Consider the following 13,672-nt stretch of genomic DNA (forward strand, 5'->3'; position numbering starts at 1 on the left):
TCGGGAATGACCGCACCGTCTTGATCCGCAGGGGCCCGCATTGGAAGAAATCGACCGTGGACTGATCGTCTACCGGGCCAGCCGGCTGGAAGGCCTGCTGGAAGCGTTGGCGTATTTCATCGGCCAGCATCCGCCAAGCCAGGTGCTCGCGCCGCAGACGGTGATCGCGGCCCATCCGGGGATGAAGCAGTGGCTGTCCACCGAGCTCGCGCGCCGGCGCTGCGAGGGCGGTATCAGCGGCATTGCGGCCAATCTGGACATCGTCCTGCCCAGTGCCTGGCTGGACCGGCTGGCGATGGAAGTGCAGGGCGAGTCGGCGGTCGCATTGGCGCCGTATCAGCGTGGCGGCCTGCGCTGGCGCATCCACGAAATCCTGCCGACGCTGGACGATGCACAGGTTCACCGGTATCTGGAAGGCAGCGACCAGGCGCGCCGCCGGTTCCAGCTGGCCGACCGGCTGGCGCGCATCTACACGCAGTACATCGTGTACCGGCCCGACTGGCTGGATGCGTGGGCGGTCGGCAAGCGCCTGCCGGAATTGGCGGGCGGCGACTCGCGCGGGCACGATCTGCTGGCGTCGCTGTGGAAAAAACTGCGGCAGCAGGTCGGTCATCCTCATCGCGGCGAGTTGTTGAAGCAGGTGCGGGCGAGCTTGCTGGGCGGGCAGCCGATCGTCGATGAAGCCGAGCCGCTGCACGTGTTCGGCATCAGCCATCTGGCGCCGTCGGAGCTGGGCGTATTGGCCTCCGTGGCGCAGCGCCGGCCGGTGGTGCTGTATGTGCCGGACCCGTGCCGGGAGTACTGGCTTGATCAGCGCGGCGACCGCGAGACGTTGCGGCAGCAGGTCGAGGCCGACCCCTACGGGCAGGCGACCGAAAGCCTCTTCCTGCAGCAGCGCCACCCGCTGCTGGGCGCCTGGGGCCGGATGGGGCAGCACTTCCTGCTGGCGTTGGACGGCCTGGAGGTGGGCGTCGATATCCGCCATTGGGGTGACAAGTCCGAGGAGGCACCGGATGGAAACCGCCTGCCGCGGCTGCAGGAAAGCATCCGTCGATTCGCCCCGGAGCTGCTGGCGCCGGTGGGCGGTCATGCCAGCCAGCGCGACGACGCTTCGCTGCGGGTGCACGCCTGCCATACCCGCCTGCGCGAGCTGGAGGTGCTGCGCGACGCGCTGTTGAAGGCGCGGGTGGACAACCCGGACCTGCTGCCGCGCGACATCGTCGTCATGGCGCCCGACATCCAGGCCTACGTGTCGCTGCTGCCGGCGGTGTTCGGCGCGGCCGGTGAACACCAGGGCCCGCTGCCGTACCACATCGCCGACGTGGCGGTGGCGCGTTCGCATTCGTTGCTGGAAGCCTTCCGGCGGCTGCTGGACCTGCCCCAGTCGCGGATCACCGCGCCCGAAGTCGTCGACCTGCTGGGCGTGCCGGAAATCGCCCGCCGTTTCGAACTGGCCGACGCGGACATCGCGGTGCTGGTCGGCTGGTTGCAGAACAGCCGGGTGGCCTGGGCGCTGGATGGCCGGTTCCGCAGCGACCTGGGTGTGCCGGCGATCGACGAACACACCTTCGCCTGGGGCATGGACCGGATGATGGCCGGTTACCTCATGGGCGCCGTGACCGACGCCGGCGCCAATGCCGTGACGCTGCCCGACGGCAGCACGCTTGCGCCGCTGGCCGGTGTCCACGGTCCGCAGGCCGCGCTTCTTGGTGCGCTCGATGGCTTGCTGGTGCAACTGGCACACCTCCACGCGGCCGGCAGAAAGACCCGGCGGGCCAGTGAATGGGCCACGTGGCTGGAGCAGGTCTTCGACGCCCTGTTCCGCATCGACACGCGGGATGCCAGCGCGCGCGAGGCCGAGGCGCAGGTGCGCCGGTTCATCCGTGCGATCGCCAGCGAGCCGAAGCAGGGCGATCCGGCTTCCTCGCTTGATCCGGAGCTGGAGTTCAGCGTCGTGCGCGAGGTGCTGCTGGAGCGCCTGGCGGCCACGCCGGAGCGTCAGCGCTTCCTGATGGGCGGTGTGACCATCTGCGGCATGGTCCCGCAGCGCGCGATTCCGTTCCGTGTCGTGGCCGTGCTCGGCCTCAACGACGGCGACTTCCCGCGTGCCGGCAGCGATGGTGGTCTGGACCTGATGACGACCCACCGGCGCCTCGGCGACCGCGACGTGCGCAGCGACGACCGCTACCTGTTCCTGGAAACCGTGATGTCCGCGCGCGACATGCTGCACCTGAGCTACATCGGCGAGGGCGTGCGCGACGGCAAGCCGCGCAATCCGGCCGCACCGTTGGTCGAACTGCTGGACGCGCTGGCGAACGCGGCCGCAACGCAATCGGGTGACGCGGACATCGGCCGGCCGTGGCACATCAAGCACCCGCTGCAGCCATTTGATGCGCGCTATTTCGATGGCAGCGACCGGGCGCTGTTCTCGTTCAGCCACAGCCACGCGGCCATGGATGCCGGTGACCACGCGGCGTTGTCCGGATGGTCCTTCGTCGACGGCACGGCCGTGGACGCGGCCGACGAAACGTCATCGTCCATCGCATTGCGGCAGGTGTTCGCCTATTTCCGCGACCCCGCCAGACACCTTCTGGCCGATGGACTCCGTCTGCGGCTGGACGCGTTGAGCGAGGATCGCCTGCGCGACCGCGAACGGCTGGAAGCAAAATTCGAAGGCCTGGACCAGATCGCCAAGCGCGTGTTCAACGCCGCCGTGTCGGTGCCGGAAAAAGCGGTGCCGGAAGACGTCCCGGAGTGGATGCGGCTGACCGGCATGGTGCCGCCGGGGACGGTCGGCGATGAAGCCTGGTCCACGACCCGCAAAGAAGTCGCGGCATTGTTGGCGACCATTGATGGGCACGCGTTGTTCGACCCCGCATTGCCGGAAGCGACGCCGCTGCTGATCGATCGCCCGCTGCGCGGGACGGACGGCGCCCGCCTGCAGGGCGAGTTGCGCAAGGTCTACGACGTGGACGGCACGCGCTGGGTCCACGAGGTGTTTCCGGGCAAGGCGGAGAAGGATCTGGGCTTCAAGGAGCGGGTGACGTTTTTCCTCGAATGGGCACTGGCGCGGCTGGACGATCCGGCCGGCAGGTTCGAGGTTCGCGCCTGCGTGGTGGCTGCACCGGAGAAGGGTGGTGGCGCCGGCGTCTGGCAAGGCGGCTTCGATGTCTGGAACGACGCGTTCATGCAGGCCGTGCGCAACGGGGACGATGCGTTGCGGCGGCGGATGCTGGCCCAGTTGGAGGATCAGGTGGAAGGGCTGGTCGACTTCTATCGCGAGTCCCGGACTGCGCCGCTGCGGTATTTCCCCAGGACCTCGTGGTCGGCCGCCGAGTCTGCGCAGAAGGCCCGCGCGTCATGGGTCGGTGGTTTCAATACCGGCGAGCGCGACTACGCCCCGGGCTACGGTCGCCTGCTGGCCGGCGAGCGCGAGTTCGACGACACCGCCAGCTACGAATCACTGCTGGAGACGGCCCATCGCCTGCGCGATCTGATCACCCTCGTGGTGCCACAGGAGGTCGCCGTATGAGCGCCGTCGTATCAATGGAACACCCCACCCAACACCCGACCCAGCACCAGACCCAACACCCGACGGAACAGCTGCAGCCGGACAGCTGGCGCAACCTGCCATTGGAGGCCGGCGGCCGCAGCCTGATCGAGGCCAGCGCCGGCACCGGCAAGACCTGGACGATCTCGGTGCTGTACCTGCGTCTGCTGCTGGAGCAGGGCTTGTCGCCGAAACAGATCGTGGTGACGACGTTCACCGACTCGGCGGCGGGGGAGTTGCGCGAGCGCATCCGTGCCCGTCTGATCGAGGCCGAGCGGTACGGCCGCAGCCTGCTGGACAACGGCCTGCAAGCGGACGACAGCGACCCGGTGGATCGGCAATGGCTGTACGGGCACTGGACCGGCACGGCCGATGGCGCCGCGGCCCGGGAACGCATCCAGCACGACATCCAGCGCCTGCGCCTGGCCCAGGCCGAGCTCGACCTCGCGCCCATCGGTACTCTGCACGGCTTGTGCCGGAAGATCCTCGTCGACTACCCGTTCGAGAGCGGCAGCGCCTTTGGCCTGGGCGAGCTGGTGTCGTCGGAAAGCATGCTGCAGACGCTCGCCGAGGACGTGTGGCGGCAGCAGACCCAGGCGCCGGATTCGGGCCTGCCGGTGCTGGATGTCGATTCGATCGGCAAGCTGAAACAGTACCTCAAGGCGTATTCGGCCCCGGGCGTGTCGGTGCGGCTGCGGGCGTTGACGGAGGCGCCGGAGGTTGTTCTGTCGTCGGACTGGGTCGATCCGATCCGGCAACTGGTGGGCAGGAAGATATTCCAGCCAAGAAAAACAGCGCTCAAAAACGCGCTGACCCACCTGGCCGATTTCCTCGAATCGCAGCCGCGTGACCCAGACCTGATACCGAAGACGCTGGCCAACCTCACGCCCGAGCCGGTATCGGATCAGATCGCCGACGACCATCTCGATGATCCCGACATCCAGAAGGTCCTCGCCTTCGCAGCAGACGCTGCCGAGGCACTGAAGCCGCTGGCGATCCATCAGAAAGACCAGGCGCAATGGCCGAATCACGAAGCCAGATTCGCCGCCTGGCAGCACTGGGTCGAGCAGATCAAGACCTGGCGTCACCACCGCCTGACCGCCAGCGGCCAGGTCACCTTCGACGAGTTGATCGAACGGGTCGCCCGCGCCTTGCCCGCTGGCGGAAGTGTCCTGGCCGAGCGCCTGTTCGCGGCCTGGCCGGTGGCGCTGGTCGACGAGTTCCAGGACACCGATGCCCTGCAGTACGGCATCCTCGACCGGATCTACCGCGCGTCCGACGGTGGCCAGCGCGGCCGGCTGGTGATGATCGGCGATCCGAAGCAGGCGATCTACCGCTTCCGTGGCGGCGACATCCACGCCTACCTCAAGGCCCGCCGCGATGCCGGCAGCCACCTGAGCCTGGACACCAACTACCGCTCCTCGCGCGAGATGGTGGCCGCCTGCAATGCGTTCTACGACCTGGCCGGCGCCCAGCTGAGCACCGATGACAGCCATGAGATCCGCTACGAGCCGGTCAACGCCAGTGCCCGTTGCGACGACGCGCCGTACGAAGTGGACGGGCGGCTCTGCACCCGACCCCTGCAGCTGCATTACTGGCCCGATTGCCCGGACGACGCCGACAGTCGTCGCAGCGCCGCGCTGGAAGGTTGCGCCAACCAGATCGTCGAACTGCTGACGCCGGGCCGGCACTCTATCGGGGGCAACCCGCTGGTGCCGGGTGATATCGCCGTGCTGCTGCCGGCCAACGGCGACATCACCCGTTTACGGCGGCTGTTGAGCGCGCGCAACGTGCCTTGCGTGTCCTCGGTCCGCAGCAGCGTGTTCGAGTCCGACTGGGCGCGCGAACTGCAGATCGTGCTGTACGCCGCCCAACACCCGCGCGATGAAGGCGCGGTGCAGGCGGCCCTGGCGACGCGGCTGGGCGGCAAGACCTACGCGGACCTGCTGGCACTTCGTGACCGCCCCGAGCACTGGCAGGCGCTGTCCGACGACTACGCAGCGCTGGGTGACATCTGGCGCACCCGCGGCGTCCTGGCGCTGGTGCAGGAGGTGACGCGGCAGGCCACGCCGCGTCTGTTTGCTTCCGGCGACAGCGAGCGCTCCCTGACCGACCTGCGCCATCTGGGTGAATTGCTGCAGACCGCCAGCGAGAGGTTTGCCGGCCCGGAGCAACTGCTGGGCTGGCTGGCCGAAGAGCGCGCCCGCCGCAAGGCCGATGACGGCGACGCCGCGGACGAGATGCAGCTGCGCATCGAATCCGACGCCGCCCGCGTGCGGCTGATGACCGTGCACGCGAGCAAGGGACTGGAGTTCCCGGTGGTGATGCTGCCGCTGATGTGGGCGAACACCCAGAACACGAATGACACGATCGAGATCCTGCACGACGCGCAAAGCGGCGAGCGCCTGCCGGGCTGTGGTGACGCCGACCGGGCGCGCTACCGCCAGGAGGGCCAGGACGAGCGCTTCCGCCTGCTGTACGTCGCCATGACGCGCGCCCGGTATGCCTGCCACATCTATGTATTGCCGCCCGGCCGTGCGAAGGACAAGAAGGGCGGGGCGGCCAATACGGACCCGCACCGCGCACCACTGGACGCGATGATCGAGCGCCTGTTGCCGGGCTTCGACGAAGCCGCGCCGCCGTCGTCCCTGCATGGACATATCGCCTGGAACCGCAACGACTGGCTGTGGCCCGAGCGCGTGTACCAGCCGCCGCTGCAAGCCGGGCCGGTCATCCGCCAGGCCCTGCCCGAACCCCGCAACACCCCGTTCGAGTTCAAGTGGAGTTTCACCAGCCTGACCCGGTCGCGGTTCGCGCACGGTACGACCGAGGACGGCCCGGCCAGCGATGAAGCAGGCGGTGCCGAAGAAGCGGACCTGGCGGGCGCGTTCACGGAGGTTCCCCGCGAGTCAGCGACAAACCTGGAAACCGATGAAACCCCCCACCGCGAACTGCTCGAACTCGCCCCGGTCGGCGGGGCCGACTTCGGCAACGCGCTGCACGCGATGTTCGAGTTCCGCCAGGTCGGCCAGCCGATGTCGGCGCAGCACGAACTGATCCGCCACCACCTGCTCGACAGCGGCGTGCGGCTGGGCGACATCGACGTGGAGCTGCTGGTCAAGCGGCTGGCGCGCCGCATCCAGACCACGCTGGACACGCCGATGGAGCTGGCGGACGGCCACACCGTCCGGCTGGGTGAGCTGCCCAAAGAACACCTGCGCGCGGAAATGGGTTTCGACTACGCGCTGGACGGCGTGGCAGTGCAGCGCCTGCGTGAGGCCTGCGCCGATGCCGGCGAGCCCGACCTGATACCCCGAAGCCCGCGTCATCACTTGCGCGGGATCATGAACGGGAAAATCGACCTCGTGTTCCAGCACGACCGGCGCTTCTACGTGCTCGACTACAAGGGCAACCAGTTGGGCAAGGACGGCCTGCTGTCGATGTACGCGCCCGCGCAACTGCGGCAGGCGATGGACGCCAGCCATTACCGCTTCCAGGCACTGCTGTACGTGGTCGCGGTCGATCGCTACCTGCGCCAGCGCATCGGCCCGGCCTACGACCGCAGCACACAGCTGGGCGAGGCGATCTACCTGTTCGTGCGGGCGGTCGGCGTGGCCCCGACCCAGGTGCCCGGCGCCGGGATCTGGGCGCACCGTTTCAGCGACGAGCTGATCGACGCGGTCGATGCCGTCCTCGCCAACCGCATACAGGAGGCCGCATGAGCTACGGTTTTGACGCGCTGCCAGCCGGGTCGTTTGCCGAAGCCTGGCGCCCGCTGGAACGCGCCTTGTACCGCTGGGTGATCGGCCATCAAGGCTCGACGCTGCTGGCCAGGGTGGCCGCCTGGGCGAGCCTGGCCGACGGCCGCGGCGACACCGCCCTGTGGCTGTCCGGCGGTGTCGAAAGCGGCAGCGAAATGCCGGCGTTGAACGAGGCCGAGATTGCCGCGCTGGCCGCCGAACCGATGGTCGGCAGCCCGGACACCGATGCCGCGACCCCGGTTCCGTTCGTGCTGGATGCCGACGGTCGGTTCTACCTGTGGCGCAATTACCGGCACGAAGTCGCGGTGGCCGATGCGGTCATGCGACGGCGTGATCAGGCCGATGCCGTCACCGTCGCCGAAGACGATATCGACACCTTGTTCCACGGCATCGACGACAACACGGTCGCGCAGCAACGGCTCGCGGTCCGCCGCGTCGCCGGGCGCAAGTTGTTCGTGCTGACCGGCGGGCCGGGCACCGGCAAGACCACCACCGTGCTGCGCATGTTGCTGATGCTGCAACGTCCGTCGTCCCGGCCGCTGACGATCCAGGTGGCCGCGCCGACCGGCAAGGCCGCCCAGCGGCTGGTGCAGTCCCTGCGCGAGGGCAAGCAGAAGCTGCGTCGGCACGCCGACAAACCCCTGCCTGCGGACTGGCTCCCGCTGCTGGAAAACGTGCCCGACCATGAAGCGCTCACCCTGCATCGCCTGCTCGGGTACCGGCCGTACGACAACGTATTCGCGCGCGATGCGAAGGATCCGATTCCCGCCGATATCGTGGTCGTCGACGAGGCCTCCATGGTCGACCTGGCCATGCTGCGCGGCCTGCTCGACGCCGTCCGACCCGATGCCACCCTGATCCTGGTCGGCGATGCCGACCAGCTGACCTCGGTCGCGGCCGGTTCGGTGCTGATGGACCTGGTCACCGCCATGGATCCTGCTGCCGGGGAAGGTGGTGATGAGGAGCGTGCCGGCGACGCAACGGACACCGACGATCTGGTGAAGCTGCGTCACAGCTTCCGCGCCGAGCAGTATCTGGTGGACATCAACCAGGCCATCAACGCCGGGGATGCCGGAGCGCTGCAGCTGGCGATGGCCGCCGCCGCGGAACATGCAAGGCACATCGCCATCGACACCCCGCAGGAACTCGGCCGGCAGGTCGAGCGCTGGTCGAAGCGGATCGCAAAGACCGACGAGCTGCGCGCCTCCAGCGACGGTGTCACCGACGCCAGCGGCAAGGGTCCGGTGGAGGCCGCCCTGGACGCGCTCGCCCGGCGCCAGTTGCTGTGCGCCATGCGCGAAGGCCCGTACGGCGCGACGGCGGTCAACCAGGCCATCGAACACCGCCTGCGCAAGGAGTGGGACGAAGAGCCCGGCCGCGAGTGGTACCCCGGCCGCGCCGTGATCATCGTCCGCAACGACTACACCGCCGGCCTGTTCAACGGCGACGTCGGCATCTGCCTGGCCGACGCGGACGGACACCTGCGGGTCTGGTTTGAAGGCAGCCCCGAATCCGTCGCCGGCGATGACGCGCAGCCGGCCCGACGCTTCCGCAGCTTCGCTCCCAATGCACTGCCGCCGCACGAGAGTGCTTTCGCGATCACCATCCACAAGAGCCAGGGCTCCGAATACGCCCACGTCGCCGTGCTGCTGCCACCCGACGCCGAAAGCCGGATCCTGTCGCGCCAACTGCTCTACACCGGCGTGTCCCGCGCAAAGAGGTCGGTCGAGCTGTGGGCGGGCGATGCCGCACTGGCCACGGCGGTCACACACAGCGTCCAGCGGCAGGGTGGGGTGGCGGCGAAGCTGGCGCAGCGTAACGACGGGGGGAGGTCGCCGTGACGGATTTTTCGGCCGCCGTGGAACTGCTGCGATCCAGCCAGCGCCCGGCCGCATTCACCCGCGCGGGCATGTCCGCCGAAAGCGGGATCGCCACGTTTCGTGGCGGCAGCGACAGCCTGTGGTCGAAATGGAAGCCCGAACAGATGGCCACGCCGCAGGCGTTCCGGTCCGATCGGGAGCTGGTATGGGGCTGGTACGCAGCGCGCATGGCGCAACTTGGCACGGTCCAACCACATGCCGGTCATCGCGCGTTGGCGTCCTTCGAGCAGCGCTGGCCCGGGTTCACCGTCATCACCCAGAACGTGGACGACCTGCACGAGCGGGCGGGCTCGACGCGGGTGCTGCACCTGCACGGCGAGCTGCTGAAGCTGCGTTGCTTTGCCTGCGACCGGCCCGGCGGGGAGTTCATCGCGCCGCCCGAGTCCGGATCGGTGCCGCGTCTGCCACCGCCGGTGTGCACGCATTGCGGTGGCCCGATCCGGCCGGGCGTGGTCTGGTTCGGCGAAGGCCTGCCGCAGGACACCTGGAAGCAGGCGCAGGCCTGCATCCGCGACTGTGACCTGCTGCTGGTCGTGGGGACTTCCGGAGTGGTGGAGCCTGCCGCATCGCTGGTGGCGATGGCCCGCCAGAACGGCGCGCGGATCCTGCTGATCGACCCGGGAGCGAGCGCGCACGAGGCCTTGGCCGACGTGCATCTGCGCGGTGCGGCGGGCGCGGAGCTGCAGCACCTGCGCCTGGCGTTGTAGACGCGTCGCGGTCGAGGCAGCCGTCAGGGACGCGGCGCGTAGGCGATCAGCGCAATCGCGAGGATCGCCAGAACGATCGCTGCGCGGTTCCAACGGCTGGTTTTCTCGCCGAATGCCAACACCCCGACCAGTGTTCCGAGCACCACCACGCCGATGTTCATCGCCGCGAACACCACCGCCGGGCTGTCCGGCAGCGCCTGGTGGGCGCGGACGTAGAACACGATGTTGCCGAAGTTGAGCAGGCCCAGCAGCAGTCCGGCACCCAGATTCGTCATGCCGAAGCGGGAGGCGCCACGCAGATGGCGTGAAATCTGCCAGCCCAGCATCAGCACGAACGCCAGTACAAACGCGACCTGCAGGGACGCCATCGAAGGCGTGCCGGACTGGGCGACCAGTTTCAGCAGCACGTCGACCACGGCGAAGCCGACCCACACCAGCAGCAACGGCAGCCAAGCGCCTGGACCCGTCGCACCGCCGTTGGCGGGGCGCATGACAATCCCCGCCACCGCGATCAGACCCAGCGCCAGTCCGGCCAGCTTGATGCCTCCGGCCTGTTCCCCGAACACGGTGAAGGCTGCCACCAGCGACAGCAGCAGCGACAGCCGCTGGGCGACATCGGTCCGCACAATGCCCGCCTGTCGCACCGCCGCGGCCAACACCAGGAACAGCGTTGGCAGCAATACCGCCAGTGCCAACAGCACCAGCCATTGCGCACCACCGCGCAGGCCGCCCAGGCCCGGCCGCAACAGCAACGCGCACAGCACCGCGGCAGCCAAGTAGTTCCAGGTGACCATCTGCGCCACGTCGAGCCGGCCACGCGGCGCCAGCTTCAGCAGCACCGAGACCAGCACGCTGCACAGCGCGCTCAGCAGGATCAGGTGCATGGGCAGGACCGCCCGCCGAGAGCGACGCGGTGCGGCGGGGGTGAAACCGGCGAGACGGTCGATGTGTCGATGGGCAGCGGCTCACGTGCTTGCCGGAGCGGAGTGCTCCGGCGAGAGCGCTGGATTTTACCCGCCCGTGACCGGCGGTCCCCGGCACGGAGGCTGAGCGCGCCCGACGCGATGGTGATCCCGCCGGGCTCAGCGTCGCTCACCCGATGCCGGGTCGGGTGGCGGGCGCGGAACGTCGTCTGAATGACGTGCCGGGTTCGAGTCGCCGCTGACTCTGCTCTCACGCGACGGGGTCTAGCGTTCCTGGCTTGTGCAGTCATTGGAATGCACACACCCGGAGGCAGGGCAATGGCGACCCGCAAGAATCGTGGAGCCGACAGGAAAGCAGCACCCCAGGCCGACACACGCGGCACTGATGGCGCGAGAGGGAGGCATCGGCCGTCGGGGGGCGACGATCCTGTGGCGCAGCAGGCGGCCGATGTCGAGGCGACCTCGTCGGCGATGCCGTTCAACGCAACCAAGGCGGCCGAGTACGGGCACGCCAACGCCGTGCGCCCGTCCGAAGGCCAGCACGTTGCGCCGGCATCGTCGAGCGTCGGCGCCAGTACCTTGTCGGAGGCAAACCACTCCGTGAAAGTGGGGGGCGCCGCAGAAGGCGGAAACGACCCCGCCGCTGCGCCGCTGGACCGTGTGCGGGCCGACGCCGGCGGGCAGGTGCTCACCACCAACCAGGGCGTCCGACTGGCCGACAACCAGAGCTCGTTGAAAGCCGGCCTGCGGGGGCCGGCGCTGCTGAAAGACTTCATCCTTCGCGAAAAGCTGACCCACTTCGACCACGAGCGCATTCCCGAGCGGGTGGTGCATGCGCGCGGATCGGGCGCGCACGGCTATTTCGAGAACTACCGGCCGTTGACCGACCTGACCCGTGCCGCGCCGTTCCGGGAGGCGGGCAAGATCACGCCGCTGTTCGTGCGCTTTTCGACCGTCGCCGGGGAGCGCGGCTCCAAGGACACCGCGCGTGACGTGCGCGGCTTCGCGGTGAAGTTCTACACCGACGAAGGCATCTGGGACCTGGTGGGCAACAACATGCCGGTGTTCTTCATCCAGGACGCGATGAAGTTCCCGGATCTGGTCCATGCGGTGAAGCCCGAACCGCACAACGCGATGCCGCAGGCGGCTTCGGCACACGACACGTTCTGGGATTTCATTTCCCTGATGCCCGAATCGATCCACACCGTGATGTGGCTGATGTCCGACCGCGCGATTCCGCGCAGTTTCCGGATGATGCAGGGATTTGGCGTGCACACCTTCCGGCTGGTAAACGAAGCCGGCAAGTCGGTGTTCTGCAAGTTCCACTGGACCCCGAAACTCGGCACCCACAGTCTGGTCTGGGACGAGGCGGTCAAGATCGCCGGCGCCGACCCGGACTACAACCGGCGCGATCTGTGGGAGGCGATCGAGGCCGGCGAATACCCCGAATGGGAGCTCGGCCTGCAGGTGTTTACGGAGGAGCAGGCGGACAAATTCAGCTTTGATGTCCTTGATGCGACCAAGATCGTGCCGGAAGAGCTGGTACCGATCACCCCGGTCGGGCGAATGGTGCTCAACCGCAATCCGGACAATTTCTTCGCCGAGACCGAGCAGGTCGCGTTCTGCACCGCGCACGTCGTGCCGGGCATCGATTTCAGCAACGACCCGTTGCTTGCGGGGCGCATCCACTCCTATGTCGATACGCAGATCACGCGTCTGGGCGGTCCGAACTTCCATGAGCTGCCAATCAATTCGTCCGTGGCGCCGGTCCACAACAACCAGCGAGACGGCATGCACCGGCAGGCCATCCACCGCGGGCGGGTCAGCTATGAGCCCAACTCGCTGGGCGGCGGCTGCCCGTTCCAGGCCGGGGCGGCGGGTTTCGTTCCGTTTCCGGAACCCGTTACCCAGGACGAAGTGCGTGGCAAGGCGGAGAAGTTCGCCGAGCATTTCAACCAGGCGGCGCTGTTTTTCGAGAGCCAATCCGCGCCCGAGAAGGCGCACATCATCGCCGCCTACCGGTTCGAGCTCAGCAAGGTGACCGTGCCGGCGGTGCGGCAGCGCATCCTGTCGATGCTGCGCAACGTCTCCGGCGAGCTTGCCCAGGGCGTGGCGGAGGGGCTGGGCATGAACCTCCCCGAACCCATGCCGCGCGCGATCGCGAAGCCACCCAAGCCCGAAGTCCGGGTATCGCCGGCGTTGTCGATGACCGCCTATCCCGGCGACGGCATACGGACGCGAAAGGTCGCGATCGTGGTGGCAAATGGCGTGGTGGGCGAGGGCGTCGCTGCGATCCAGGCCGCCTTGCGCGATGCCGGCGCGGAGGGACGGCTGGTTGGTCCGCGGATCGGTCCATTTACGACGGCAGAGGGTGACGTGATGGAGGCCGCCGCATCGCTCGAGAACGAGCCCTCCGTCCTGTTCGATGCGCTCGTGCTCGCCGACGGTGCCGAGGCGGTCGCCACGCTGGCCGGAATGGGGCAGATGGCGGAGTTCATCCGCGACCAGTACCGGCATTGCAAGACCATCCTCGCGTTGGGTGCGGCGAGTGGGTTGTTGACGCAGGCGGGCATTGCGCAGGACAGGAAGGACGAAGGCGTGCTGCTGGCCGAATCCGGAAAAGCGGCAGTTGGCCCGTTCCTCAAGGCGCTGACCCGGCACCGGCATTTCGCCAGGGAGTCCGATCCGCCCGCGGTGTGAGGCACGCGACAGGAAGCAAATGGGCAGGAAGTACAGGCGCCACTGGTGGAATTTTCGCCAGTGGCGTCTGGTGTGAACGCGGGTTGCTCATGAACCGCCGGCTGCTATTCCCCGCCACCTGCGCGACAATAGCGCGCTGGCCCTGCCGCTT

Annotated in this window: 6 protein-coding genes; 5 read left to right on the forward strand and 1 reads right to left on the reverse strand. The window is 68.2% G+C overall.

The window, feature by feature from the left end; genetic code table 11:
• The first annotated feature begins 40 nt into the window (after positions 1–40).
• Genes recC through N792_RS05730 form a run of 4 tightly spaced genes read left to right on the forward strand, consistent with a single transcriptional unit; the run spans position 41 to position 9,898 of the window.
• The gene (gene recC, locus N792_RS05715) at positions 41–3,532 is read left to right on the forward strand and encodes an exodeoxyribonuclease V subunit gamma (RefSeq protein WP_052103526.1); all 3,492 of its coding nucleotides are present in this window, start codon (positions 41–43) and stop codon (positions 3,530–3,532) included.
• Positions 3,529–7,272 (forward strand): UvrD-helicase domain-containing protein, encoded by a 3,744-nt coding sequence (locus N792_RS05720; RefSeq protein WP_191150464.1) that lies wholly within the window; start codon positions 3,529–3,531, stop codon positions 7,270–7,272. The genes recC and N792_RS05720 overlap by 4 nt, the downstream gene beginning before the upstream one ends.
• Entirely contained in the window at positions 7,269–9,152 is a 1,884-nt protein-coding gene (recD, locus tag N792_RS05725; protein WP_052103528.1) for an exodeoxyribonuclease V subunit alpha, read from the forward strand. The genes N792_RS05720 and recD overlap by 4 nt, the downstream gene beginning before the upstream one ends.
• The gene (locus N792_RS05730; protein WP_036193321.1) at positions 9,149–9,898 is read left to right on the forward strand and encodes an SIR2 family NAD-dependent protein deacylase; all 750 of its coding nucleotides are present in this window, start codon (positions 9,149–9,151) and stop codon (positions 9,896–9,898) included. The genes recD and N792_RS05730 overlap by 4 nt, the downstream gene beginning before the upstream one ends.
• A gap of 23 nt (positions 9,899–9,921) precedes the next feature.
• Here the strand turns inward: N792_RS05730 and N792_RS05735 are convergent, their stop codons facing one another.
• A complete protein-coding gene (locus tag N792_RS05735; protein ID WP_036193323.1) occupies positions 9,922–10,782 on the reverse strand; it encodes an EamA family transporter in 861 nt (286 codons plus the stop codon).
• Between the two features lie 468 nt (positions 10,783–11,250).
• Between N792_RS05735 and N792_RS05740 the strand changes: the two genes are divergently transcribed.
• A complete protein-coding gene (locus N792_RS05740; protein WP_269572096.1) occupies positions 11,251–13,521 on the forward strand; it encodes a catalase in 2,271 nt (756 codons plus the stop codon).
• The last annotated feature ends 151 nt before the right edge of the window (positions 13,522–13,672 follow it).

Origin of the sequence: Lysobacter concretionis Ko07 = DSM 16239, from assembly GCF_000768345.1 — a bacterium.
Classification (GTDB): domain Bacteria; phylum Pseudomonadota; class Gammaproteobacteria; order Xanthomonadales; family Xanthomonadaceae; genus Novilysobacter; species Novilysobacter concretionis.